This window comes from Streptomyces sp. NPDC093097 (assembly GCF_044754325.1).
In the GTDB taxonomy this organism is placed as follows: domain Bacteria; phylum Actinomycetota; class Actinomycetes; order Streptomycetales; family Streptomycetaceae; genus Streptomyces.
The window spans coordinates 1-24,691 of record NZ_JBIVOW010000016.1; the positions used below are offsets into that span (position 1 = coordinate 1).

The window sequence follows — 24,691 nt, forward strand, 5'->3', positions numbered from 1 at the left end:
GCGAGTACTTTCTGGGGGCGGCCATGGTCAAAGGTCCTCTCATGAGTCCCATCTGACCCTCTGTCAACATCCTCCGCATCTCGGGGGAACCTCAGCTTACCAGGCCGGAATCGCGTTGCCTGGACTCCATCGGGGTTGTCACGTTCCGCATGAGAGAGGTGCAACCGGGTTGGGTGCCCCCTGTGTCCCGGGGACGGTGGTGCACTCCCGACCGGTCAAATCTCTCCGGTCGGCGCCTGCCGCTTTCCAACGGCGAGTCCCCATCACCCGCTGAAACGACCCATCTGCGGGAGTGCTCATGACGAGACATCATCGAGGGTTCACTTGCGTTCACCCGTCCGGCTTTTCCCAGCCTGTAACCCTCGGATGGAACGAGGGTCCTTGGGCACTTCCTCAGGCTTCGCACCCCGCGATTACTCGCAACGCACGCTGAGGCGGGAACGAGCCCTGTGCACTGGCTCGGGTCTTACACCTTCGACATAAGTCGATCCTCCTTCGGTGATTCCCGCTCTCTCAAGCGGCTTTCGTGTCGCACGACCTGGTTGATCCAGGAGAAGCCGGTCGGGGTGAAGTGCAGCTGGAACCGGGGGTGTTTGGCCAGCCACGCTCTCACAGCACTGCCGCAGCCCTTCGCCTGTGGCTTCGCGTACGACCCGCAAGACGGAACCAGAACCCGGCCAGGATCTCCACCGAATGCAGGTGGCTGCTGTCAGGGGGTGATCCGTAGGGAGGACTTCACTCGGTCGTAGACCTTGCGGTTGCGCTCATCGGCGCCGGGGTTGCGGGCGCCCATTCCCAGCAGGATCGTGGCATCGGGCGTGATCACCGCGAGCGACCGTCTTTGGAAGGACTGGTCCTCGGCAGTCGGCGGATTGACTGTGTAGCTCATCTCCGCGGCGGGGTACCCCGCGATCGTCAACCGGCTCTCGTACTGGTCGTGGTAGTACTCGCCGTAGTTGCTCATGCCGTAGCCATCGTAGTCAAGGAGAGCCTTGCTCGGATCGGCGCTCGCTTTGCCCTTGTCGTAGACCTTGACCCAAAGACCCATCTGCGTCTTCCCAGCGCCCCACTCAAGATCGCAGGAGGCGTACCGGGTCGACCGCTCCGGGTCGACTACGTTCCCGTCCTCCGACTTCCTCCACTGCGTCGGAATCTCGAAGGTCACCGGCAATTCGCACGCCGAACGTGCACCGCCTACTGACGCGACGCGCTCTCCCTCGTTCCGAGAACAACCCAGGGCTGCCCCGACCAACAACACGGCACCCAACACCCCCACGGACCACCGTCGTATGCGGCTCGACACCAGGATCCCCCTCCTTTTGAATCGACGGCGGACACCATACTGGGCTCCTAAGAAGCCGTATCTCAACCGATCATGGAACGTGCGAGTCGAACAGGTTTCTCGCTGGGGTGATCTTCTGGCGGTCGGCGCATGGGGGCAGGGCCCCTTGGTGGCTCGGAGGTGCGAACCGAACCGAGCAGTACCAGGAGGCCCTGTTGTCGCAGTTGTAGGCGCTCACGCCCGCTGTCCTCAACTCGGGCTCTCGATCGTGTGATTGCCTCGCGCACGTGTACGGGAACGCGGCCGATCATGCCGATCGGGTGCGGCGGTATCCGTCGGACATGACGGACGCGGAGTGGGCGGCCATCCGGCCGTTGCTGCCGGTGCCGGCCTGGCTCCATGGGCGGGGCGGGCAGCCGGAGGGCTACTGCCACCGCCAGATGCTGGACGCGATCCGGTATCTGGTCGCGGGCGGGATCTCCTGGCGGGCGATGCCCGCGGACTTCCCCGACTGGGGCCGGGTCTACGCTTTCTTCCGCCGCTGGCGCGAGCACGGGCTGATCACAGAGTTCCACGACCGGCTGCGCGGGCGAGTGAGGGAGCGCGAGGGCCGTGAGGCCGAGCCCACGGCGGGGATCATCGACGCGCAGTCGGTGCGGGCCGCGGCGTCGGTGCCGGCCGCCTCACGCGGCTACGACGGCGGGAAGAAGGTGCCTGGCCGCAAGCGGCACATCGTGACCGACACGCTCGGCCTGCTGCTGGTCGTTGCGGTCACCGCCGCGAACATCGGCGACCGGGACGCCGCCGTGGGCCTACTGCAGCGGCTGCGCCGCCTGCACCGCGACATCACCCTCGTCCGGGCCGACGGCGGCTACACCGGCGACCTGGTCGACCGGTGCCGCAACAAACCCGCCCTCACCCTGCAGACGTCAAGCGCACCGACGACATGACAGGGTTCGTGGTGCTCCCCAGACGCTGGGTGGCCGAGCGCACATTCGCATGGCTGATGAACTCCCGCCGTCTGGCGAGGGATTACGAAACCCTGCCCGCCACCAGCGAGGCGATGATCCGGTGGTCGATGATCACGCGGACGAGCCGGCGTCTGGCACGGCCACGGGCCCCCGGCCGGCGCCGAACGTCCCCGCCGACTCCTGCACCAGCCAGCCGCGCTCCGCCAGGCGCCTGGCCTTCGAACGCAGCCCCTCGACCTTCGCCGGCGTCCTCTCCAACCCCAGTTCCACCGCGATCTCCCTGGCCTTCAGCGGCCCCCTGCCCGCTGCTCGCCCCTCCTCCAGCACACCCAGGATCCGCTGGTAGTCCGGCGCCGGCGCGGTCACCGGCAACCCGTCCCGCCACGGCGGCACCGTCGAGCCCGGCACCGGCACGGGTGGGGCGCAGTTTCCTGCTCCGCCTCGGCCTCGGTCACCGCAGTGGACTCGGCCGCGGAGACGGCCAGGGCCTCGACCAGCTCCTCCCTCGCGATCACCCGCCGGTCCAGCTCGATCTCCGCGGCCTCCAACACCCCGGCCAGCCGCGCGACTTCCTCCCGCAGACCCTCCACCCGCACCCGGGCAGCCCACTCGCGCTCCTCCAGCATTCCCAGCACCGACGCCACCGCGCACCCCTCAACCATCAAGCGGACACAAGACGCCGCATTCCTCCCTCACCCCGAGCGACACCATGCCTGACCAGCAGGAATCACACGATCAAGTTCGGTTGAAATACGGCTTCTTAAGCTTTTGAACCGGTCGCGGTGGCGGGCGATGCATTCGGCTGCTCGAAAACCTCAGCGACAATGCGAACCCGAACCCGGTTCCGGCCCACCGTGGCCGTGAGGTGGGCGCACCCGGGTGGCGTCCGGCCGGCGGATAGCCCGGGCCGATCAGCAAAGATCGCGGAAGGGCGGAGCGCATGGCAGACATCGTGGAGACGGCGGCGCGGAAGGTCTTCGAGCGCTCCGACGTCGACGGGGACGGCCAGGTCACCGCGGAGGAATACCGGCAGGTCGTTGCGGAGTTGGAAGGCGCGGAGATCACCGGGTCGCAGGCTCAGGAGCTGATCGATTCCCTCGACACCGACGGCGACCGCAAGATGTCCTTCGAGGAATTCTGGGCGGCCATGAATCGCTGACACGGCCGGGTCCGTCACGTGAACGTGCGAGGCCCGGTTCGCTGTCCCGCCGGGCCTTCCTCCGTTGGATTGCCCCACGCGTCGTGCTCGGCGAGCAGGCGACGTTGCATGTCCAGCGGGTGCCAGTGGACCCGGGGTTGGCCTTGGGGCGCGCACGCAGGCATCTACGTCCGGGCCGAGACGTACACCGACGTACACCGGGGCCCGGAGCAGCCCCTCGGGCAGCCGGGCTCCTCTCTCCCCCCGCTCGGGCAGTCGTGACGGGGCGCGGGACCGTCGGCGGGCCGACGACAGGCCGACGACGGGCCGACGACGGGCGGACGGGTCGTCACCTCCCTCTCGCGCCGAGCGCGGCCTCGTTGATCGGTCCGGGCGCCGATCCGGGTCCTGGTCATGCCACGTGACGAGAAACGCTCCAACTCTGCAACGGATGGCGGGAAGTGAAACCGCCACCCCAACTCGCCCATCCGGCCGCGGCTTTCAACCGTCGGAAACCGTACTGACCTGGAAATACGGTGGTTTCGGGCGGGCCGGACGGGCCGTGGGGGGCCTCGGGTCCGCTCAAGGTGGTCGTTCGGTCGCTGTTGTCACCGTTCCGCAACAGGCGTGAACCGCCGCGGCGGGCGCCCCGTACAGCCCGGTGTGCGCAGCTCTGAAGCGGCTGCGCGAAACGCATCGAGAGAAGGAAGCGACATGGCCGGCGGCAACATCAAGATCAGCCCGGACGAGATGCGGGAGGCGTCGACCTGGCTGCAGAACCAGAAGGAACTGATGCAGCAGAGCCTCCACGAGGCCAACACCAAGATGGAGGAGATGGTCGAGGCCGCCTACGCCACCCCCGGCTCCGAGAGCAAGTTCCGGCCGTACTGGGAGGAGTACAAGAACGGCACGGAGAAGGCGATCGAGGGCCTTCAGGGCGTCAGCGAGTTCATCAAGCAGGTCGCCGACGCGTTCGTCGACACCGACGACCAGACGGCCGGCTCCATCGGCTGACGTGCCCCGCACCGTCCGGCCCCGCCCTCCCCGTGAGGGCGGGGCCGGACGGCTGGAGCAGGAGGGGAGACATCCATGGGTCGCATCAGCGTTCCCGTGCAGGACCTGAAGGACACGGTCACGGAGCTCCAGAACATCGCTGATCTGCTCGGGGACTCGGCGACGCTCTACCACGCCGCGGGCGACCGGAAGGACTTCAAGAGCATCGCCGGCGACCGCAAACTCGCGCACGCCCTCGACGAGTTCGACAAGGCGTGGCAGGCGGGGCACGAGCGGGTTCACGACAACGTGAAGACGTTCTCCAAGAACGTGGACACGATCGCCGAGAACTTCACGCAGACGGACGAGGACAGCGAAAAAGCGCTGGAGAAGAAGGACGCGTGACAGAGAAACGTCACGCGGAAGGGAAAGGCGTCATGACACAACCGGTCACGGAGCGACCCGAGGCCGCGCCCGCGGGCTACACGCTGCGGTTCCCCGACTCCTGGTGGCAGCTCGACCTCGACCCCAACACTCGGGACGCGGCGATCCGCCGCCGCGTCGAGGACCAGGTGAAGAAGGCCCCGCAGCTCTCCCGCGAGCAGGTGGACGAGCTGATCCGCAGCGCCCGGCACACCGCGCGCGAGGCGCACGCGCAGGGCGCGCTGCGGGCGTCGGGAATGCTCAGGATCCTCCGCGCGGGCAGCGGCCCCCTGGTGCTCAGCGCCACGACGGTCGTGCTCCGGATCTCCGTTCCCGAGGACCAGTCGGAGGACCTGGCGGACCTCGTCGTCGCGGCCGCCATGCAGCTCGGCAGCGAGGCAGAAGGCAGCGGACTCCCGCCCGGCGAGGTGGAGTTGGTGGAACTGCCCGAGGTCGGCGGGGCCGGGCGGATCACCAGGATCGAAGAGGTGGACTACCAGGGGACGCGGGTGCCCACCGCGATGCGGCACACCCTGATCCCGGTGCCGAACACCCGGGACTACCTGGTGCTCGCCAGCTCCACCCCCAACGTGGATCTGGCGGACCAGTTCTACGAGGTCTTCGACGCGATCGCGGAGTCGCTCCGCTTCGAGGACCCGGCCGGCACGTCCGGCGCAGCGGATCCGGCGGCGGAAGCGGCCGGCGGACGCCCCATGGGCGAAGCAGACAAGGGAAAGTGAGGTCACGGCCATGGCGCGTCCAGCGGTGTCCGAGTGGGAATCGGTCTTCGGGTTCGAGGACGACCCGACTCCGGGTGATGCGGAGGTGCTCGCAGAACTCGCGCGCAGCTATCGTGCGGTAGCCGACAACGCGGGCGACGCCCTGCCCCTCGTCTCCGGACTGGAGAACAAGCAGGTGGGCGAGGGCAAGTCCATGGACAAGCTCCGGGACAAGCTGGGCGACCTGGCCAAGCAGGTGCGCAAGCTGCACAGTTCCTACGACCAGGCGGCCGGCGCCCTGGACACGTATGTGCATACGCTGCGTGATCAGCAGCGGAACGCCGACAACGCCCTGGAGAAGGGGCGCGAGGCCAAGGACCGGCTGGCGTCGGCCACCGAGGTGGTGCGTGCGGCCGGTGCGGACATCGGCCGGCTGGACTCGGTCACCCACCCTCCGGATGACGACGAGGCGCGGGCGAGCACCCGGCGCGCGCTGGACGAGGCGCGCAGCAAACAGTCCACGGCGCAGACGCAGGCCGATGATGCGCAGGCGGATCTCGATGCGGCCCGCCTGCTGGCGGAGGACGCCCGGCAGGTGCGTGAGGAGGACGCCGCCGTCGCGGCGCAGAAGCTGGATGACGCGCGGGAGGAGTCGGTAGCGGGCTACAGCCTCTGGGACAAGATCAAGAAGGCGCTGAGTACGGCCTTCGGCATCATCAGCGCGGTGCTGGGCGTGCTGGCGATGTTCGTACCCGGCCTCCAGGGCCTGGGAATCGCCCTGACGATCGGCAGCATCGTGGCCAGCGCGGTGTCGTTGGGGATCAACCTGGCGACGATGGCGGAGTCGGGCGAGTGGAACGTGTTAGACATTGTGCTCGGCGTCGTGGGCCTGGTGGGGGGCGGGGCCGCGGCCCTCAAGGGCCTCGGGGGGATCGGCTCGGTCCTCAAGGGGGTCAAGGGGGTCAAGCCCACCTCGATCAAGCCGGTCAACGTCCGCGTCAACAGCCGGGATCTGAACAGCCGCACCTGCAAGACCGACCCGGTCGATGTCGCCAGCGGTGAAATGCTGCTGACGCAGACCGATCTGTCGCTGCCGGGTGTGCTGCCGCTGGATCTGACGCGTACGCATCTGTCGACGTACCGGTACGGGCAGTTCTTCGGCCCCTCCTGGGCCTCCACCCTGGACGAGCGACTCGAAGTGGACGACCGGGGACGGGTGTTGTGGGCCCGCGAGGACGGCTCGATCCTCACCTACCCGGGCCTTCCCGCCGCCGACTCCGACCAGACGGCGTGGCCCGAGGAAGGCCCTCGCCTCCCGCTGGCCTGCGCGGGAACCGGCACCACGGGCGAGGTCACCTACCACATATCCGACCCGCACACGGGCCTCGTCCGCACCTTCGCGGACCACCCCGACGACGACAACGGCCTGTACTGGCTGGCCCGTTGGCACGACCGCAACGGCAATGAGGTCAGCGTCTCCCGTCTGGAGGACGGCACCCCGACCACGCTGGTCCACTCCGGCGGCTACCACGTCGACGTCGACTGCATCGCCGGCCTGCTGACCGGCCTGTCGGTCGCCACGCCGCAGGGCCCGGTCGAGGCCATGTCCTACCAACATGACGCGGACGGGAACCTCACGCACGTGGTGAACTCGTCGGGCCAGGCGCTGGTGTTCGGCTACGACGACCGCTCCCGCATCACCTCCTGGACGGACCGCAACGACTCCACCTACCGCTACGTCTACGACGACGCCAACCGCGTCACGGAGACCATCGGCCCCGACGGCTGCCTCTCCTCCCGCTGGACCTACGACCCCGACCAGCGGCAGACCCACTACACCGACGCCTGCGGCGCCACGACCGCCTACCAGCTCAACGCGCTGTACCAAGTCATCGGCGAGACCGACCCGTTGGGCCACACGACCACCTCCGAGTGGGACCGCTACGACCACCTTCTGGCGGAGACGGACGCCCTCGGCCACACGATCCGGTACGAGTACGACACAGCCCACAACCCCACCGTCATCCAGCTCCCGGACGGCAGCCGCTCCACGGCGACGTACAACGCGCTGAACCTCCCCACCACGTTGACGGGCCATAACGGGGCGGCTTGGTGGCAGGAGTTCGACGAGCGAGGCAACCTGACGACCGTCACCGCACCGGACGGCAGCACAAACCGATTCACCCATCACCCCAACGGCGCGGTCGCCTCGGCCACGGACCCGACCGGCGCGGAAGCCGCGTACGAGGTCGACGGCGCGGGCCTCCCCCTGGCCATCGGCAACCCGGCCGGGCACCGGGCGACGATCGAACGCGACGCGTTCGGCCGGCCCACCACCGTCACCGATCCGGCGGGCGCGATCACCCGCGCGGTATGGACCATCGAGGGCCGCCTGTTGGAGCGCATCGCGCCCGACGGCCGGAGCGAGCGACTGACCTGGGACGGCGAGGGCAACTGCCTCACCAGTACCGATGCCACAGGCGCCACCAGCACCTTCGAGTACACCCACTTCGATCAGTTGGCGGCTCAGACCACGCCCGACGGTGCCCGCTACACCTTCGCCTATGACGCCGAGCTCCGCCGCACCCAGGTCGTTAACCCGCAGGGTCTGACCTGGGACTACACCTATGACAGCGCAGGAAACGTCATAGCGGAGACCGACTTCGACGAGCGCGAGGTCGCCTATCAGCTGGACGCGTTGGGCCGGATCGTCTCCCACACCACTCCGCTGGGCCAAGAGATCACCTTCCGGTACAACTCCGTTGGCGAACTGGTGGAGAAGAACGCGGCCGGGGCGATCACGTCGTACACCTACGACTCGGGCGGAGCACTCGTCCGGGCCGCCTCCCCCACCTCGACGGTGGAGTTCGAACGGGACGTCCTCGGCCAGATCGTGGCCGAGACCGTCGATGGACGCACCACCCGCTTCACCTACGACGTGCTCGGCCGCCGCACCTCCCGCACCACCCCGACCGGCGCCGTCACCGAGCTGAGCTACGACGGGAGCGGGAACCGCGACGCCCTCACCTCCGACGGACACCGGCTGGACTTCACCCATGACGTCCTCGGGCAAGAGCTGGCCCGCGTATGGGGCACGGCGACCTCCCGGGTGAGCGCGACGACTGCTTGGGACCTGGCCGGGCGTTCGGTCTCGCACGCCCTCGTCACGCCGGTGCGCACCCTGCGCGAACGGTCCTACACCTACCGGGCCGACAACCACCTGGTCGGCATCGTGGACCGTACGACGGGCAGGCGCCGGGACATCGAACTCGACCCGGTCGGCCGCCCGTTGTCGGTCACCGGCGACGGCTGGACCGAGTCCTACGCCTACGACCGGGCCGGCAACCAGACCGAGGCCAACTGGCCCGAGAAGGCACCCCGGGCCGAGGCCCGCGGCTCCCGCACCTACACCGGCACCCGCATCCAGGGAGCGGGAGCGGTGCGCTACGCGTACGACGACGCGGGCCGCATGGTGCTTCGCCAGAAGCGCCGGCTGTCGAAGAAGCCCGACACCTGGCGCTACGAATGGGACGTGGAGGACCGCCTCACCGCCTGCACGACCCCCGACGGCACCCGCTGGCACTACGCGTACGACCCGATGGGGCGTCGCACAGCGAAGTACCGCATGGCAGAGGACGGCCGGACCGCCGTCGAGGGCGTCCACTTCACCTGGGACGACTCCACCCTCGCCGAACAGACCGACACCGCCTCCGGCGTCACCCTCACCTGGGAGCACGACGGCCACCGCCCCCTCACCCAGCTCGAACGCAAGCCGCGGGGCCAAGGCACGTACGACTCCCGCTTCTTCGCCATCGTCACCGACCTGGTCGGCACCCCCACCGAACTCGTCGACGAGCACGGCGACATCGCCTGGCGCTCCCGCACCACGATGTGGGGCGCCACCGCCCATCATCGCGACGCCACCGCCCTGACACCCTTCCGTTTCCCAGGGCAGTACGAGGACCGCGAAACCGGCCTCTACTACAACTACTTCCGTCATTACGACCCGGAGAGCGGCCGGTACACGGCACCGGACCCCCTGGGGCTGGCGCCCGCCCCCAACCCGGTGGCGTACGTCGACAATCCGCAGGCTTTCAGCGACCCGCTGGGGCTGGCCCCCTGCAATGAAAGCGACATCAGTTGGAACGGGAAGGTCAGCTACAAGGCGCTCGACCGGCAGAAGCGCCCGCGGGGAGTATCCGCCAAACTCGACCAATCCATGACGGGCGGCAAGACCAAGCCCCGCCCCCCGTCCGAGCCACCGGGCTGGCAGTCGGGAAAGAATCTCAATCGTGGCCATCTGCTCGGCGCCCAGATCGGCGGCTCGAACAAGAGCGTGCTGAACTTCGTCACCTTGCACCGCAATGCGAACGCGCCGGTCCATGTGCACTATGAAAACGCGATTCGCAAGGCTGTTGACGCCGGAGAAAAGATCGAATACAAGGTGACACCCATCTACAAGGGGAACAACCCTGTCCCGTCGAATATGAAGCTGGACGTCCGCGGGAACAACGGCTTCCAGTTCACCCATCACAAGACCGGGGCTTTCGTGAACAGTGTGATTTTCCCCAACAAACCCTAATAGCCCAAAAGGCAAGAGGACTCCTGCCCCGGCCGTGGCCGGGGCAGGAGTCCTCTGTCGTGAAACCGGTGAAACTCGCGAGCCTCAGCTCTCGGCTGCCGGTAGTACCGTCTCCGGGACCTGGACCGTGCGCAGCACGCCGTCGCCCAGGTGCAGGATCGCCCGGCCCGGGCGGGTCGCGCCCAGGCGGCTGCGGGGGACCTTGACGCCGATCAGTTCGCCGTCGCTCATGTTCTGCGGCTTGAGCAGCAGTCCGCAGCGGTTGCGGCGGGCCTCGGTGTGCCAGCCGGAGAAGCCGGAGGAGAGCCGGTCGGTCTGTCCGGCGATCACCAGGCCCCGGCCGGTCTCGGCACCGGACTTGGCGATCGGCGTGAGGACGGACTCGGCCTTCGACTTCAGCAGCAGATCGGCGTCGTCCAGGATCACCACGGCCCCCTTCGGCGCGGACGCCAGCGCCTGCTCCAGCGCCGCGGGCTCGATGTCGGAGTCGTCGAACACCGCGAGGACCCCGGGCCGTCCGCTGAGTCGACGCAAGGGCGACCTGGCGGGCGCGCCGACGACGACGGGCATCCCGACCGACAGCAGCGACAGAGCCAGCGTCGCCAGGACGGTGCTGCGTCCCGAGCGGGCCGGGCCCGCGACGAGGAAGGTCGGCGTGACGGCGAAGTCCGGCCCGTACGCGGCGAGTTCGTCACCCCCGACGCCGGACAGGGCCCAGTGCGCGGACGGCAGCGGCCGCGGCACGTACCGGGCCGCCTCCTCAAAGGTGAGCCGGTCCGGCAGGGTGTCGACGCGGAACGGCCGGGTGGCGGCCGGCAGATGGGCCGCCCGCTCACGGCAGTACTCGGCGATCTGCTGGAGCGCCACGGCCTGCGCCTGGCCTTCCGGGTTGTCCGTGAGGAGCGCGATCTGCACCTCCGCCTTGTCGGCGGCACGGAACGCGCGGCCCGGCGGGATCTGGTCGGGCACGTTGCGCTGGGTGATGCCGATCATCCCGTACTCGGACTTCTCGTTCAGCTTCAGCACGAGCTTGTCCTCGGTGGAGCCGTTGACCCGGCTGGAGAACAGCGCCCGGTCACCGGTCATCACCAGGTGGATGCCGACGCTGGCGCCGTCCCGGAGCAGGGTCAGCACGGAGCTGAGCAGGTTCCCGGCGTCGTACTCGCCCAGTTGCTTGTCGAAGACCTCCCACCGGTCGATGAACAGCACGAGGTGCGGCGGCCGTTCGGCCTCCGGCAGGGCGCGGCGCAGCTCCGGCAGATCGGCGCTGCCGCGGGCGGCGAGCATCTCCTGGCGGCGGCCCAGCTCTTCGGTCAACCGGGCGAGCAGCCGGGCCACCCGGTCGGGTTGGGTGCGCTGGGTGATGGCCCCGCAGTGCGGCAACCCCTCGATGGGCAGCAGCGCGCCGTTGCCGCAGTCGATGCCGTACATGTGCAGCTGGGCCGGGGAGTGGGCGAAGCCCATGGTGCCGGCGATGGTGCGCAGCGTCTGCGACCTGCCCTGCCGGGGCGAGCCGATGATGTGCAGGTGTCCGAGCGTCGCCGGGTCGATCACCAGGGGCCTGCGGGCCTGTTGCGCGGGCAGGTCCACCACGCCGTACGCGACGGGCTTGAGGTCGTAGTCCGAGGGCGGGGGCGGGGGCAGTTCGCCGGTGACCAGGACCTCGGACAGCGGCGGCAGCCAGGGGCTGTGCTGGGCGGGGATGCCCAACTCCCGGTCCGCCTCGCGGATCGCCGTGACGAGCCCGGCGAGGTCGGTCTCCACCTCGGCGGGGGCCGCCGCGGCGCGCGGCCGCGCCGGCAGCGGCTCGCCGAGCCGCTCCCAGCCGACCGCCACCGCCCAGGGCGCCGGCAGTGAGGCCACCGCCGCGCCGGGCCTGCGGCCGCCGACCCGTCCGGACTGGAACGGCACGAGGGAGTTCTGGCCCAGGCGCACATAGGCGCGGCCGGGGGTGCCCTGCGAGATCCCGGCGGCCTCCGGGGAGTTGAGGACGTCCGTGCTCTCGCCGGCGTCCGTCACCCGGAGCGCGATGCGCAGGTTGGTGTTGGCGCGGATCTCCGAGGAGACGACGCCGCTGGGGCGCTGCGTCGCCAGGATCAGATGGATGCCGAGGCTGCGGCCCCGCTGGGCGATGTTGACCAGGCCCTTCACAAAGTCCGGCAGGTCGCGCACCATCGAGGCGAACTCGTCGATGACGATGAGGAGTCGGGGCATCGGCTCGCGGCCCGCCGGGTTGCGCTCCAGCAGGTCGATGTAGTCCTCGATGTCCTTGGCGCCGGCCGCGGCGAGGATGTGCTCGCGCCGGGTGAGTTCCGCCGTGAGCGACACCAGGGCGCGTTCGACGAGGTGGGCGTCGAGGTCGGTGACCATGCCGACGGTGTGCGGCAGGTCCACGCAGTCCTTGAACGCGGAGCCGCCCTTGTAGTCGACGAGGACGAACGTCATCGCGTCCGGACGGTTCGCCACCGCGAGGGAGGCGACCAGGGTCTGGAGGAGTTCGGACTTGCCGGATCCGGTGGTGCCGGCGACCAGCCCGTGCGGGCCGTCCCGCTTGAGGTCCAGGAAGAACGGGCCGTCCAGAGAGACGCCGACGGCCGCCCGGGTCGAGCGGCCCCCGGCCTGCCAGCGCGCCCGGATGCCGGCGGCCTGCGGCGGGTCGAGGGCGAGGACATCGAGCAGCCGCGCGGAACCGGGGAGCACCGCGGCCTCCTCGTCGGCGCCGCCCGAATCGCGCATCGGGCCCATCGCGCGGGCCAGCGAACGGCACCAGTCCAGGGAGACCTCGTCGGGCCGGACGCCCCCGACGGTGCCCCGCCCGGAGCGTCCCACCCGCACCGTTCCGCCGGGCTCCTCGACGACGACGGCCTGGCACTCCTCGGGCAGCAGCCGCTCCTCGGCGTCCAGGCACACCGCGCGGATGCCGACGGCCGGCCCGTCGCGCAGGATCTGCGCCACGCCGGGCAGCGAACGCAGCCTGCGGGCCCCGTCGAGGACGACGAGCACATCGGGCCCGGGAGCCCGATCGCGCCGGTCCTCCCGTCCGGCGCGCTCGACGATCAGCGCGGTCAGTTCGGCCACCCGCCGGGCGCAGGTCTCCGTGCCGTAGCCGATACTGGCCGGGATGTCGCCGGACTTCTTGCGCACGTGCGGCAGCCAGCGCAGCCAGGCCCAGCCGTCCCGGCCCGGACCGCCGGTCGTCAGCAGGTGGATCTGGAGGTCGCGGGGGCTGTGCAGGACGGCGGCCTGGGCGACCGCCCAGCGCGCCACGGCGCGCGCGGCCGGGCCCTCGCCGGCGATGCCCAGCACGTCGTGCTCCCGCAGCGGAACGGTCACCGGGACGTCGTAGGCGGTCCACGGGTCCTGGCGGCGGTGCTCGTCCTTCGTCGGGTCGTGGAGGACCACGTCGGAGGGCAGGTCGGCGGTGCCGATGCGCAGTTCCAGGAAGTCGGCGTCCGAGGTGCGGCGCTCCCACAGGCGGCGCCGGGGGCCGACGGCGGTCAGGACGACCTCGGCCGGATCGGGGAAACCGCGGCGCCGGGCGGTGCGTTCGGCCGCCAGGGCCTGCTCCGCGTCGCCCTCGATGCGTGCCTTCTTCTCCTCGTACTCGGCGACGCTGCTGGAGTGGGACTGGCGTCCGGAGCGCCGGCTCATCAGGAAGTTGCCGACGACCACGACCGGGGAGAGCAGCCCGAACAGCAGCATCGACATGCGGCCGAAGGCCAGCGCACCGGCCACCGCCATCACCACCGGCGCGGCCGCGGTGATCCACGGGAGCGGCCGGGCGGCCGGCGGCGCGGGCGGGGTGGGCAGGGTGAAGCGGGTGGCGGTCCCGGCCGGCCGCAGCCGCGGCGGCCGGTTGTAGTCCCAACCGGTGCCGTCCTCCGACGGCTGCACGGCCGCGTCCGGCCGCTGGGGGAGGGCGAGTTCGAGCAGGCAGTCACCGACGAGGAGCTGCGCGCCGGCCGGCCAGGCGGTCGCCTCGGCGAGGTCCGCGCGGTCCAGTTGCAGGGTGCCGCCGCCCGGTGCGGACGCGTCCGGCGCGATGCGGCAGCGCCCTCCGGGGCCCACGGACAGGACGGCGAGCGGATGCTCCGGTACGGCGCGCAGCACCTGGGCGGTCCCGTCGTGGGCCAGCCCGATCCGGTACTCGCCCATGTCGAGCCGGTGCACGACGCCGGCGCCGGACCCGCCGACCGTACGGACCTCCACCAGCCCGTCCGGTTCGGCCGACGCGGTGCCGGCCGGGCGGCCCAGGCCCACGATGGCCGCGTGGCGCAGCGGCGCGTCCCGCAGCCGCAGGTCGGCGGGCAGCAGCCGGTCACCGGCGTACAGGCCGAGGCCCTCCGGCGGCCGGGGGACGCCGCCCGCCGCGGCCAGCGCCTCCGCGACGGCGCTCACGGGCGTGTCGGGGTCGGCGTCGAGGTGGACGTCGAACGAGTCCCCGCCCCCCTCGACCACGGTCAACATCAACGACACGAAAACGTCCTCCAGCCGGCGTGAATGGGGGGCCTCGGCAGCCGCGTTCGGCGGCTCCCGTGCCACTGACGGGACGTACGGACCGCGCCCCCGGATGGTTCACCCACGTTCCCGTGAACCATCCGCGGGCCGGCTCCGTAGTGGCCTTCGGGTGCACGGCGCCGCGACTCCGCCGCGGGGCCGCCCCCGCTTTCGACCGTCCCGGTACCGCCGCCGGGGCGTCCCGACAAGGAGTCAGAAGATGATCTGGTACGTCCTGGCCGTGGTGCTGGGGCTGGCGCTGATCGCGGCGGTGGCCGCGCTGGTCGTCACGGAGCGGCGGCCCCGCCCGCCGAAGCCCGCCGTCGCCACGGCCGCCGTCATGGGGCGCGAGGCGCTGGACGTGGTCGACGCGGGCCTGCGCCGGCTGACGGGCGAGTGCCTGCGCTCGGGCCGGTCGCTGCCCGACCTGTTCGCCGTCGTCTACTCCGAGGAGCGGCTCGGACTGCTGCTGGCCGGAGCGGAGGCGACTGCCCCCGCGCCCTGGATCGCCGAGGCGGACGGCGAGCGCTGGACGATCTCGCCCGACGACCTGCACCGCCCCGGCCCGGAGGGCGAACCGGCCCTGCCGTACGCGCTGACGGTGACGGTGGGGCTGGACGGCGCCGACCGGGTGCTGGTCGATCTCTCCCGTGCGGCGGGGCCCGTGTCCGTGGTGGGCCCGGACGAGGAGGTGCGCGGCCTGGCGCGGGCCGTCATCACCGAGGCCCTCTCCAGCCCGGTGGGGGCCCTCGCCGAGGTCACCCTGGTGGGGTCCCTGGCCGGCGACGGGCTCGTCGACGGCGGCATGCCGCGGACCTCCCGGCTGCACACCGCGGCCAGCCTGGAGGACGCGTTCGCCAGGGCGGCCTCGGCGAGCACGGGAGCGCCGGAGCCCGGATCGTCGGAGGTCACCCAGATCTTCCGGCTGATCGAGGGCAGCAGCCGGATCGCCGTCCAGGGCGAGGCGCCGCACCTGTTCGTCGTGGCCTCGTCCCAACTCCCGCGGCGTCAGGGCGCGTTGGACGGCCTGCGGCGCGGAGACGCGCTGCTGGTGCTCGGCGACGCGCCCACGGGGTGGCGCTGGCGGGCCGACGCTGACGGCTCACTCGACACGGGCGCGCTCGGCCTGGAGATCACCCGGCACGCGGGGCGTCTGGCATGAGTCTCATCCGGCCTCCCGGTCGCGGTCGTACGCGTACAGTCCGCGGCTGTGCAGCGCCGCCCGCAGGGCGCGGGCGGCGTAGTACGTCCGGGACTTGACGGTGCCCGGCGGGACGCCGAGGACCTTGGCCGTCTGGTTGACGCTGCGCCCCAAGTAGTGCACGTGCAACAGGACTTCGCGCTGGGCCGGCCGCAGGTCCCGCAGCGCTTCGGTGAGCACCTGGGAGGTGAGGATGTGGTCCACGCCGTCGGCCACCGGCAGGTGGGCGAGTTCCGGGTCGCCGGTCTCCGGTGGTCTGGCCTGACGGGCGCGATGCCCGTCGATGACGAGGTTGCGCAGCACGGTGAACAGCCAGGGCCGCACCGTGTCGGCGGTCGGATCGAGCTCCCCGGCGTGGTGCCAGGCGCGGATCGCGACCTCCTGGAGGGCGTCCTCGGCGCGGTGCCAGTCGCCCTCCAGCCGCCGGGCCGCGAACTGGAGCAACGCGCTGCCGTGGAGCTGGTAGAGGGCCCTGAGGAACTCGTCGGGACGGAGTTCCGCGGCGCGGGGGCTGGGTATGCACTCTTCGGTCGAAGCACTCGCCGTCAAAGGCCTTTTCCTCTCCGGTCGTCTGTGGGGAAGACGTGTTCAGCCGGCTGCGGGAGAGTCGGCAGGCGCCGCCGCAAGCGGTCGTCGTACGTTCCGCGTCGCGCATCAGCCGACGCGCGACGACGGTGAACGCACCCCGGTACCACCGCCGTTCGGCTGCCGCCGCGACGCGTCGTCGGGGTGCGTTCAAGGAGAGCACCGGGGCCCGGTCGGGCCGTGCCCCGGTGCCCGTCCGGGCCCACCGGATGTCCGGCCCGCCGCCGGTGGCCGGCCCCCGTCGTGACCGGCGCCGGCGCCCGTCGTCAGTTCGGTTCGTGGGAGGAGAGCGAGCCGACCTCGTCAGGCGTCAGCACCCGGTCGTAGATGTGCACGTCGGAGACGTCCCCGTTCCAGAAGTCGGCCGCCTTCCCGTTGAACTTGGCGCGTCCGATCACCACGGAGCCGGTGGGCGCCACCTTGGTGGAGGCCACCCTGCTCGCCGCGGGCTTGCCGTCGACGTAGAGCCGCATCTGGTGGTCCTTCTGACGGTATGTGCCGGTGAGGTGGTACCAACGGCCGGGCTGCGGCTGCTCGGTCCCCTCCGCGACGGTACGGGCACCGGAGAAGCTGAACGCGAAGTTCTGGTCCGGCTCGGAGTACTGGAGGAAGAACGTGCTGATCCGGTCGCCGTCCTGGGACAGGACGGTGTGCATGCCCTTCATGTCCTGGGGAGTGAGCCGCACCCGTGCGGCGACCGAGTAGTCCTTGCCGACGGTGTCGATCTGGGAGCCGGTGTCCGCGTATCCGCTGGTGCCGTCCAGCCGCAGGGCGCCGCCCTGGGGGCCGTCGGTCCACTGCGTCCCGCCGTGGACGACGGCGTCGTGTTCCCCCGCCTTCGCGGTACCGGACTGGTGCAAGGGCCACCAGCCGACGCCCCGTAGCGATGCGGCCTTGTCACCCGGGCTCGACGCGGCCGGTGTGGCCCCTTCCTGCCTCCCCGACCCCCCGGAGCCCTCACCAAGCACCAGCCGGGTGACGACTAAGGCCAGCGCGACGGCCAATACGGCGATGGCGGTGATGAGCGACCATCTGCGCGTCATGAATCTCCCCGATACGTGCTGCATGAACGTGTCATCTAGTGATCACGCATCCGATGCGGAATTGGTTCTGCGCGAACCAACATTGTGGCAGGCCGTGAGGCAGTGGGCACCAGTTCATCCCGCCGTCTTGCCGCGCGCCGAACATGCGGCGGCGCCTCCAATGGGGCAGTCACACAAGGGCCGTTGGAAGGCCCGGACGGCAAGCCCACGACGTCCGACGCCCGTTCCCGGCCGTGCACGCCCCGCGCGCTGCCCTCCCGACGAGCGCGGCGGTGGCGTTCGTTCGGCCTCGTCGCGGCGGCCGGAGTCGTGGTTCTCGAAGTCCTGGATCCGCGCGGCGAGTTGCCCGATGCGCTCGGCCGGCAGGCACAGGGTGCTGCCGATGGCCTGCACCACCGGGCCCGTCCCCGCACGCAGGAGATCAGAACTGCACGGTCGAAACGGTGTAAACGACCGGGTGCCCGGGTTCGTCGAAGCTGACCACGATGCGCTGGGTGGGCAGCGGCGCCGGCTTGTTGATCACGGTGCCCTGCCAGGGCCAGTCGACGTGGAAGTCCCAGCCGACCTTGGCGGCCTGCGCGGGCGCGATGGTGATCTCGCCCTTCTTCAGGGCGGCGGTGTTGGTGCCGACCGCCTTGAGGTAGGTCGCCAGCCCGTTGTCGTTGGTCCGGAACTGCGCGAACAGCGAGCTGGTCTTCCAGGAGTTGGTCTCGTAGTAGTAGACCGGGGTGGAGCCGATCGGCACCGGGATGTTGTAGACCCGCTGCTGGAGCCGGGAGGGGAAGGCGTTGGTCAGCCCGGTGGAGGCGGCCTCGGTCTCCTTGTCCTCGCCGCCCTCGCGGCTCTGCTGGGCGGAGATGACGAAGTAGCCGGCCGGGATCGTGATCAGCAGGAAGACGACCAGCGCCAGCAGGAAGGGCCGGCGGGTCTGGTCGTGCGGCGCGGGGCCCACGTGGTGGTGGTCGTCGTGCACGGGGTGCTGGTCCAGGTCGGTCATCGGCGGCCCGCCCGTTCGTAGCGCTCGTAGCGCTCGACGCGGCGGCGGTTGGCGCGGCGGAAGCGCCGGGCCACCAGGCGGGCGAGGTCGGCGGCGCCGACCATCCCGGCCTCGGGGCCCAGCTGGGCCTTGGTGAGGGTGGCCTCGGGGCGGTAGCCGCGGCCGGTGAGATGGCGCCGGAAGGCGTCCCGAGCCGGGCCGATCAGCAGGTCGTCGGCGGCGCTGACACCGCCTCCGATGACGAAGCAGGACGGGTCGAGGGCGGCGGCGAGGTTGGCGATGCCGACGCCGAGCCACTGGCCGATGTCCTGGAGGAGTTCGACGCACATCGCGTCGCCCTCCCGGGCCAGCTCGGTGATCAGCGGACCGGTGATGTCGCCGACCCGGCCGCCGACCCGCTCGATGATGTTGTACGCCACCGGGGAGTCGGCGGCGGCCAGCTCGCGGGCCTCGCGGACCAGCGCGTTGCCGGAGCTGTACTGCTCCCAGCAGCCGCGGTTGCCGCACGGGCAGCGGTGGCCACCGGGGACCACCTGCATATGGCCGAACTCGCCGGCCACCCCGTACTTGCCGCGCTTTATGGCCCCGTCCTCCAGGATGGCGCCGCCGATGCCGGTACCGAGCGTGATCATGACGAGGTGGTCCTGGCCGCGGCCGGCGCCGAACCGCCACTCCGCCCAGGCGGCGGTGTTGGCGTCGTTGTCGACCATGACCGGGACCGCGAGCCGTTCGGCGAGGCGGTCGCGCAGCGGCTCGTTGCGCCAGTTCAGATGCGGGGCGAAGAGCACCCGGGAGCGGTCGGCGTCGACCCAGCCGGCCGCGCCGATGCCCACGGCGTGCACGTCGTGCCGGTCGGAGAGGTCCAGCACCAGCTCGGTGATGGTGTCCTCGACGACCTTGGGGCTCTTGGACTTGTCCGGCGTCTCGGTGCGGACCTTCTCCAGGATGGTGCCGTCGGCGTCGACCACGCCCGCCATGACCTTGGTGCCGCCGATGTCGATGCCGACGGTGGGCACCCGGGGGGCGGTCAGGTGCGAACGGCGCTCGCGGGCGCCGACGGTCCGCAGGACGGTGGCGCGGTGCGCGCGGTCCCGGTACATGTTCATCGGGTCACCCCTCGGACCTCGTCGCGGGTACGGCTGCCGGGGCGGCGGCCGGGACAGCCGTGGCGGCTGCCGTTACGGTCTCGACGGCTGCGTGCGCGCAAGAGTCGTCTCGTCCCTGCGGGTCTCGGGGAGGCCGGGGCCTCGGTGGATGGTCCGGAGCGATTGTGCATCACCCGCGCCGTCGCGCGCACCGCGGAGCCCCGCCGCACGCCCCGCACCGGCCAGGAGGCGGCGCGGGGCGCGGACGGGTTCACTCGGGCCGGTGACCCCCGGGGAACTCCGCGGGAGCGCTCCGGGAGAGCTCGTGGCTGAGCTGTTCCAGCTCGCTGCCCCCGGCCATTTGCCGGGTCAGCTCCTCCAGCTCGATCTCCGACTTCAGGTGGCTGCCGGCCATCGTGCCGCGCTTGAGGAGCACGAAGCGGTCGCCGACCAGGTAGGCGTGATGCGGATTGTGGGTGATCAACACCACGCCGAGTCCGGCGTCGCGGGCGGCCGCGACGTACTTGAGCACCACCCCGGACTGCTTGACGCCGAGCGCCGCGGTCGGCTCGTCCAGGACGAGGACCTTGGCGCCGAAGTAGACGGCGCGGGCGATGGCGACGCACTGCCGCTCGCCGCCCGAGAGGGTGCCGATGGGCTGGTCGACGTCGCGCAGGTCGATGCCCATCCGCAGCAGCTCGGTGCGGGTGGTCTCGCGCATGGTGCGCGCGTCGAGCCGCTTGAACGGGCCGACGCCGGTGGTCGGCTCGGAGCCGAGGAAGAAGTTCCGCCACACCGGCATCAGCGGCACCACCGCCAGGTCCTGGTAGACGGTGGCGATCCCGCGGTCCAGGGCCTCGCGCGGGGAGCCCAGCCGGGCCTCCTCGCCCTCGATCCGGAAGGCGCCGGCGTCGTGCTGGTGCAGCCCCGCGATGATCTTGATGAGGGTGGACTTGCCGGCGCCGTTGTCGCCGAGGACGCAGGTGATCTCGCCCGCGTGCACCTCCAGCGACACCCCGGTCAGCGCCTTGACGCTGCCGTAGAACTTGCTGACGTCGTCGAGCTCGACCAGGGCCGTCATGACGTGGCCTCCGCCCGCCTGCGGACCCAGGCGTTCAGCAGCGTGGCCAGCAGCAGCATCGCGCCGAGGAAGAACTTGTACCAGTCCGCGTTCCACTGCGCGTAGACGATGCCCTTGCTCGCCATGCCGAAGATGAAGGCGCCGACCGCGGCGCCGATCGCCGAGCCGAAGCCGCCGGTCATCAGACAGCCGCCGACCGCCGCCGCGATGATGTAGAGGAACTCGTTGCCGACGCCGTCACCGGACTGGATCGCGTCGTAGGAGAACAGCAGGTGCTGGCCGGAGATCCAGGCGGCGAACGCGACGCCCATGTAGAGGCCGATCTTGGTGCGGGTGACCGGGACGCCGACCGCCCGGGCCGCGTCCGCGTTGCCGCCCACCGCGAAGATCCAGTTGCCGGCCCGGGTCCGCAGCAGGATCCAGGTGGCGAGCGCGACCAGCGCCAGCCACCACACGATGGTGATCTGGATGTCCACGCTGCCGATCGTCAGGTGCGAGGCGAAGACCTTGCGGGCGGAGTCGAAGCCCTCCATGTCGGCGATGGACTTCGTCGAGACGGTGCCGCCGATGAGTTTGGTGAAGCCCAGGTTGAGCCCGGTGAGCATGAAGAAGGTGCCCAGCGTGATCACGAAGCTGGGCAACCTCGTCCGGGTCAGCAGCACCCCGTTGAGGGCGCCGATGGCGAGCGTGACCAGCAGCGACACCCCGACGCCGACCCAGCTGTCGGCCGTCATCTGGTAGCTGAACATCGACGAGACCAGCGCCGAGCTGATCACCATCACACCGGCCGACAGATCGAACTCGCCGCCGATCATCAGCAGCGCCACAGGGACGGCCATGATGCCGATCGTCGAGGACGCGTACAGGATCGTGGAGAGGCTGGCGGGCCGCAGGAACGGTTCGGCGACCAGCGAGAAGAAGACGAAGACGGCGATGGCCCCGACCACCGAGCCCAGCTCGGGACGGCTCATCAGTCGGCGGGCCAGGGAACGGTGCAGCAGCCGCTCGTCGCCCGCGCCGCCGGACGGCGCGGGTTTCAGGGCCGGTGCGTCGGCGGCGCTCATCGGGTGCCCCGCTTCGCGTACTCCTGGAGCGCGGCGGCATCCTGCTTGGTGATCACCTGGGGTCCGGTGAGGACCGGCTTGCCGCCGCCGAGGACATCGGCGTTGTACTTGTACAGCCACAGCAGGTCGACCGCCTGGTAGCCCTGGAGGTAGGGCTGCTGATCGACCGCGAAGCCCAGGGAGCCGTCCTTCAGACCGCTCGCGACCTGCGCGTTCAGGTCGAAGGTGTCGATCTCGGCCTTGCTCTCCGCCTGCTCCTTGGCCTTGACGGCGGTGGGCGCGAAGGGCGCACCGAGGGTGACCACGGCGTCGATGGACGGGTCGGCCTGGAGCTTGGACTCGATGGACGCCTGCACATCGGGCATGTTGGTGCCGTCCACGTAGAGCTTCTGCATCGTGCCCTTGAAGGTCTTCGCCGCGCCGTCGCAGCGCTGCTCATGGCCGACGTTGCCCTGCTCGTGCAGGACGCACAGGGCGTTCTTCCGGCCGCGCTTGGTCAGCTCCTCGCCGACCGCCTCGCCGGCCACCGTCTCGTCCTGGCCGATGTGGCTGAGCGCGCCGAACGCCTTGGACTCCTCGGCGCCGGAGTTCACCGTGATCACCGGTATCCCGGCCTTCTCGGCCTTCTTCACCACAGCCTTCATCGCGTCCGGCTTGGCCAGCGAGACGATCAGCCCGTCGACCTTCTGGTCGATGTAGGACTGCACGAGCTGGCTCTGCCGCTGCGCCTCCTCGTCGTGTGCGTAGACGAAGTTGATGTTGTCCTTGACCGCCGCCTGCTTGGCGCCGTTCTGCACGATGTCCCAGAACGTGTCGCCGTCTCCCGAGTGGGTGACCATCGCGATCGTCCACCGGGGGGTGTGCACGGCCGCCTTGCCGCCGGCGGTCTGTGCGGCGCGCTCCTGCTCCGCGCGCAGACCACCGGTGCTGCTGCAACCCGCCAGGGAGACGCCGAGCACCGCTGCCAGCACGGCGCCCACGACGCGTCCTCTTCTTCCAACCCTTGCCACGAGGAAACGCCTCTCCCGTTCTTGTCGCCGTCCGGGGTCTCTCTGCTGTCGCCGCGGCGCCGGGCGGCTGAACCGGGCAACCGACCAAGTATCCGTTACCGGCGGTCTGTGCCGTTTCATGGGGTCCCGGCCCCGGTGGATCCGGGCCGGGTGATAAGGGACCGCAGGGGCGCGGTCCGGCCGCCTCCGGGCCGGGTCGTGCAGACGCAGAGCATGGTGGGCCGCCTTCGCTACCGGCCGCCGGTCGGCGACCGGAGGAGATCTAACGGGGCGCACCGAGCCGCGTCAATGGTTTGTCCGAACATTCAACGGCCGCGGGGTGCCCCGGGCCGCCCCTCACCGTACGGCCTGACGCCTCACGGCCGGACCAGCAGCTGGAACTCGAAGGCGTACCGGGACGCGCGGTAGACGTGCGAGCCGAACTCCACCGGGCGGCCGGTGTCGTCGAAGGTGGTGCGCTCCATCGTGAGCAGCGGCGCGCCCTCGGACTCATCGAGCCGGGCGGCCTCCTCGGCGGTCGCCGCGCGGGCGCCGACGGCCTGGCGGGCGCTGTGCAGGGTGATGCCGGCGGCCCGCATCAGGCGGTACAGGCCGGTCTCCTCCAGGTCGGCGGTCGCCAGCCGCAGCAGTCCGACGGGGAGGTGGTTGCGCAGGTGGGCGACGGGCTCGCCGTGGGTCAGCCGCAGCCGCTCGACCAGGGCGACCTCGGTGCCCTCGGCGATCCCCAGGGCGGCGGCGACCTCGGCGTCCGCCTCGGTGGTGGTGTTCAGCAGGACGCGGGTGGCCGGCTTCTGCCCGGCCGCCTCCAGGTCGTCGTAGAGGCTGCTGAGCTCCAGCGGGCGCTTGACCTGGCTGTGCACGACCTGGGTGCCGATACCGCGGCGGCGGACCAGCAGGCCCTTGTCCACCAGCGACTGGATCGCCTGGCGCACCGTGGGCCGGGACAGGCCGAGCCGGCCGGCCAGCTCGATCTCGTTGCCGAGCAGGCTCCCGGGGGCCAGCAGGCCCTTCTCGATCGCCGCCTCCAGTTGCTGCGAGAGCTGGAAATACAACGGGACCGGGCTGTTCCGGTCCACGCTGAACTGGACGGGGCCCTCGGCTCCCGCGGCGTGTGCATCACGTTTCCCCACGTTCGCGAGCGTATCCGCCCGCACAGATGACGGGAAGTCCGGAGGTCACATTGTCCGGACAAGGGCGGTCCGGGTGTCCGGAAGGACGGAAACGCCCCGCTGCGCCGGCCCCGAACGGCCGTGCCGACCGGCGCGGCTACCAGGGCAGCGGGCGGCCGTCGCGGAAGAACCCGCCGGTCGGTCCCTCGTCGGGCAGCGTCGCCGCGTACAGGACGCTGGCCGCACCCTCCTGGACCGGGCGGCCGCCGGCGCCGCCCATGTCGGTGGCCACCCAGCCCGGGCAGACCGCGTTGACCAGGACGCCGTCCGCGCGCAGTTCGGCGGCGAGCATCCGGGTCAGCGCGTTGAGCGCGGCCTTGGAGGCGGAGTAGGCGGGGGTGCCGCTGCCCATGTTCGTCAGCGACGCGGCCTCGCTGGAGACGTTGACCAGCCGGGGGTGCGCCGAGGCGCGCAGCAGCGGCGCGAAGGCGATGGCCATCCGCCAGGGCCCGTAGAGGTTGGTCTCGGCCGCCTCGCGGACCAGGTCCAGATCGGCGGTGACGGCCCGCTGCCAGGTGTCGTAGAGGATCCCCGCGTTGTTGACCAGCACGTCCAGCCGGCCGAAGGCGTCGGCGACCTCGGCGGCGGCGCGCGCCACGCTGCGCCGGTCGGTGACGTCCAGGGCGAGCGGGCGGATGTCGACGGTGCCGGGGCGGGCCTCGGCGCGCAGTTCCTCGGCCGTCCGCCGGGCGGCCTCCGGGTCGCGGCCGGTGAGCAGCACGGTGTGGCCGCGCGCGGCCAGCTGGCGGCTCACCTCGCGGCCGATGCCGCGGGTGGCGCCGGTGACCAGGGAGACGGGGGCGGAGGGTGCGGCCGGGGTGGCGGGGGTGGTGGACGGCATGGGGTGCTCC

At 71.0% G+C, this 24,691-nt stretch carries 20 protein-coding genes and 1 pseudogene; 8 read left to right on the forward strand and 13 right to left on the reverse strand.

Translation table 11 applies throughout. The features are described 5' to 3' along the window. Positions 1-709: 709 nt before the first annotated feature. Positions 710-1,303, reverse strand: a complete 594-nt coding sequence (locus tag ACIQE0_RS25050) for a lipoprotein (RefSeq protein WP_402336129.1) — start codon at positions 1,301-1,303, stop codon at positions 710-712. 320 nt (positions 1,304-1,623) lie between these two features. On the opposite strand from ACIQE0_RS25050, the gene ACIQE0_RS25055 reads away from it, so the two are divergent. Both ACIQE0_RS25055 and ACIQE0_RS25060 read left to right on the forward strand, forming a co-directional pair. Continuing rightward, positions 1,624-2,232 (forward strand): IS5 family transposase, encoded by a 609-nt coding sequence (locus ACIQE0_RS25055; protein WP_402336132.1) that lies wholly within the window; start codon positions 1,624-1,626, stop codon positions 2,230-2,232. Further along, a pseudogene (locus ACIQE0_RS25060) lies at positions 2,229-2,297 on the forward strand (hypothetical protein); the annotation flags it as partial. The gene ACIQE0_RS25055 and the pseudogene ACIQE0_RS25060, both read left to right, overlap by 4 nt. A gap of 67 nt (positions 2,298-2,364) precedes the next feature. On the opposite strand, the gene ACIQE0_RS25065 reads toward ACIQE0_RS25060, so the two are convergent. Further along, positions 2,365-2,619, reverse strand: a complete 255-nt coding sequence (locus ACIQE0_RS25065; protein ID WP_402336541.1) for a hypothetical protein — start codon at positions 2,617-2,619, stop codon at positions 2,365-2,367. Then, on the reverse strand, positions 2,616-2,915 hold the full coding sequence (locus tag ACIQE0_RS25070) for a hypothetical protein (protein ID WP_402336544.1): 300 nt from the start codon (positions 2,913-2,915) through the stop codon (positions 2,616-2,618). The genes ACIQE0_RS25065 and ACIQE0_RS25070 overlap by 4 nt, the downstream gene beginning before the upstream one ends. Before the next feature lie 278 nt (positions 2,916-3,193). Here ACIQE0_RS25070 and ACIQE0_RS25075 point away from each other — a divergent pair, with 278 nt between their 5' ends. The 5 genes from ACIQE0_RS25075 to ACIQE0_RS25095 all read left to right on the forward strand — a co-directional run bounded on the left by ACIQE0_RS25075 (position 3,194) and on the right by ACIQE0_RS25095 (position 10,108). Continuing rightward, on the forward strand, positions 3,194-3,412 hold the full coding sequence (locus ACIQE0_RS25075) for an EF-hand domain-containing protein (protein ID WP_402336135.1): 219 nt from the start codon (positions 3,194-3,196) through the stop codon (positions 3,410-3,412). A 693-nt stretch (positions 3,413-4,105) separates the two neighbouring features. Then, entirely contained in the window at positions 4,106-4,405 is a 300-nt protein-coding gene (locus tag ACIQE0_RS25080) for a WXG100 family type VII secretion target (protein ID WP_366331572.1), read from the forward strand. 75 nt (positions 4,406-4,480) lie between these two features. Beyond that, positions 4,481-4,789 (forward strand): hypothetical protein, encoded by a 309-nt coding sequence (locus tag ACIQE0_RS25085; RefSeq protein ID WP_366331571.1) that lies wholly within the window; start codon positions 4,481-4,483, stop codon positions 4,787-4,789. A 32-nt stretch (positions 4,790-4,821) separates the two neighbouring features. Then, positions 4,822-5,547, forward strand: coding sequence for a hypothetical protein (locus ACIQE0_RS25090; protein WP_402336139.1), 726 nt, complete (start codon positions 4,822-4,824; stop codon positions 5,545-5,547). A gap of 10 nt (positions 5,548-5,557) precedes the next feature. Beyond that, positions 5,558-10,108, forward strand: a complete 4,551-nt coding sequence (locus ACIQE0_RS25095; RefSeq protein ID WP_402336142.1) for a DUF6531 domain-containing protein — start codon at positions 5,558-5,560, stop codon at positions 10,106-10,108. A gap of 84 nt (positions 10,109-10,192) precedes the next feature. Here the strand turns inward: ACIQE0_RS25095 and ACIQE0_RS25100 are convergent, their stop codons facing one another. Beyond that, complete coding sequence (locus ACIQE0_RS25100) at positions 10,193-14,575, reverse strand: FtsK/SpoIIIE domain-containing protein (protein ID WP_402336513.1); 4,383 nt, start codon at positions 14,573-14,575, stop codon at positions 10,193-10,195. 250 nt (positions 14,576-14,825) lie between these two features. Here ACIQE0_RS25100 and ACIQE0_RS25105 point away from each other — a divergent pair, with 250 nt between their 5' ends. Beyond that, on the forward strand, positions 14,826-15,767 hold the full coding sequence (locus ACIQE0_RS25105) for a hypothetical protein (protein WP_402336145.1): 942 nt from the start codon (positions 14,826-14,828) through the stop codon (positions 15,765-15,767). Between the two features lie 3 nt (positions 15,768-15,770). Here ACIQE0_RS25105 and ACIQE0_RS25110 read toward each other — a convergent pair whose 3' ends face one another. The 9 genes from ACIQE0_RS25110 to ACIQE0_RS25150 all read right to left on the reverse strand — a co-directional run bounded on the left by ACIQE0_RS25110 (position 15,771) and on the right by ACIQE0_RS25150 (position 24,681). Further along, positions 15,771-16,355 (reverse strand): sigma-70 family RNA polymerase sigma factor, encoded by a 585-nt coding sequence (locus ACIQE0_RS25110; RefSeq protein WP_402336148.1) that lies wholly within the window; start codon positions 16,353-16,355, stop codon positions 15,771-15,773. A gap of 302 nt (positions 16,356-16,657) precedes the next feature. Further along, positions 16,658-17,434 carry a LamG domain-containing protein gene (locus tag ACIQE0_RS25115; RefSeq protein ID WP_366331565.1) on the reverse strand — a complete coding sequence of 259 codons (777 nt, stop codon included), beginning with the start codon at positions 17,432-17,434 and terminating at the stop codon, positions 16,658-16,660. 421 nt (positions 17,435-17,855) lie between these two features. Then, a complete protein-coding gene (locus tag ACIQE0_RS25120; protein WP_402336151.1) occupies positions 17,856-18,431 on the reverse strand; it encodes a hypothetical protein in 576 nt (191 codons plus the stop codon). Then, positions 18,428-19,537, reverse strand: a complete 1,110-nt coding sequence (locus tag ACIQE0_RS25125) for an ROK family glucokinase (RefSeq protein WP_366331563.1) — start codon at positions 19,535-19,537, stop codon at positions 18,428-18,430. The genes ACIQE0_RS25120 and ACIQE0_RS25125 overlap by 4 nt, the downstream gene beginning before the upstream one ends. 250 nt (positions 19,538-19,787) lie before the next feature. Then, entirely contained in the window at positions 19,788-20,597 is an 810-nt protein-coding gene (locus ACIQE0_RS25130; RefSeq protein ID WP_366331562.1) for an ATP-binding cassette domain-containing protein, read from the reverse strand. Next, on the reverse strand, positions 20,594-21,661 hold the full coding sequence (locus ACIQE0_RS25135) for an ABC transporter permease (protein WP_402336156.1): 1,068 nt from the start codon (positions 21,659-21,661) through the stop codon (positions 20,594-20,596). The genes ACIQE0_RS25130 and ACIQE0_RS25135 overlap by 4 nt, the downstream gene beginning before the upstream one ends. Next, complete coding sequence (locus ACIQE0_RS25140) at positions 21,658-22,641, reverse strand: sugar ABC transporter substrate-binding protein (protein ID WP_366331560.1); 984 nt, start codon at positions 22,639-22,641, stop codon at positions 21,658-21,660. The genes ACIQE0_RS25135 and ACIQE0_RS25140 overlap by 4 nt, the downstream gene beginning before the upstream one ends. Before the next feature lie 386 nt (positions 22,642-23,027). Continuing rightward, the gene (locus ACIQE0_RS25145) at positions 23,028-23,801 is read right to left on the reverse strand and encodes a GntR family transcriptional regulator (RefSeq protein ID WP_366331559.1); all 774 of its coding nucleotides are present in this window, start codon (positions 23,799-23,801) and stop codon (positions 23,028-23,030) included. 136 nt (positions 23,802-23,937) lie between these two features. Beyond that, complete coding sequence (locus tag ACIQE0_RS25150) at positions 23,938-24,681, reverse strand: SDR family oxidoreductase (RefSeq protein WP_402336160.1); 744 nt, start codon at positions 24,679-24,681, stop codon at positions 23,938-23,940. Positions 24,682-24,691 lie beyond the last annotated feature (10 nt).

Bases quoted from the DNA above. Each gene is read 5' to 3' on its own strand.
- ACIQE0_RS25100 (WP_402336513.1), bottom strand. From the start codon at position 14,575: ATGTTGACCGTGGTCGAGGGGGGCGGGGACTCGTTCGACGTCCACCTC.
- ACIQE0_RS25085 (WP_366331571.1), top strand. From the start codon at position 4,481: ATGGGTCGCATCAGCGTTCCCGTGCAGGACCTGAAGGACACGGTCACG.
- ACIQE0_RS25125 (WP_366331563.1), bottom strand. From the start codon at position 19,537: ATGAACATGTACCGGGACCGCGCGCACCGCGCCACCGTCCTGCGGACC.
- ACIQE0_RS25080 (WP_366331572.1), top strand. From the start codon at position 4,106: ATGGCCGGCGGCAACATCAAGATCAGCCCGGACGAGATGCGGGAGGCG.
- ACIQE0_RS25075 (WP_402336135.1), top strand. From the start codon at position 3,194: ATGGCAGACATCGTGGAGACGGCGGCGCGGAAGGTCTTCGAGCGCTCC.
- ACIQE0_RS25090 (WP_402336139.1), top strand. From the start codon at position 4,822: ATGACACAACCGGTCACGGAGCGACCCGAGGCCGCGCCCGCGGGCTAC.
- ACIQE0_RS25070 (WP_402336544.1), bottom strand. From the start codon at position 2,915: ATGGTTGAGGGGTGCGCGGTGGCGTCGGTGCTGGGAATGCTGGAGGAG.
- ACIQE0_RS25115 (WP_366331565.1), bottom strand. From the start codon at position 17,434: ATGACGCGCAGATGGTCGCTCATCACCGCCATCGCCGTATTGGCCGTC.
- ACIQE0_RS25150 (WP_402336160.1), bottom strand. From the start codon at position 24,681: ATGCCGTCCACCACCCCCGCCACCCCGGCCGCACCCTCCGCCCCCGTC.
- ACIQE0_RS25055 (WP_402336132.1), top strand. From the start codon at position 1,624: ATGACGGACGCGGAGTGGGCGGCCATCCGGCCGTTGCTGCCGGTGCCG.
- ACIQE0_RS25095 (WP_402336142.1), top strand. From the start codon at position 5,558: ATGGCGCGTCCAGCGGTGTCCGAGTGGGAATCGGTCTTCGGGTTCGAG.
- ACIQE0_RS25130 (WP_366331562.1), bottom strand. From the start codon at position 20,597: ATGACGGCCCTGGTCGAGCTCGACGACGTCAGCAAGTTCTACGGCAGC.
- ACIQE0_RS25120 (WP_402336151.1), bottom strand. From the start codon at position 18,431: ATGACCGACCTGGACCAGCACCCCGTGCACGACGACCACCACCACGTG.
- ACIQE0_RS25135 (WP_402336156.1), bottom strand. From the start codon at position 21,661: ATGAGCGCCGCCGACGCACCGGCCCTGAAACCCGCGCCGTCCGGCGGC.
- ACIQE0_RS25105 (WP_402336145.1), top strand. From the start codon at position 14,826: ATGATCTGGTACGTCCTGGCCGTGGTGCTGGGGCTGGCGCTGATCGCG.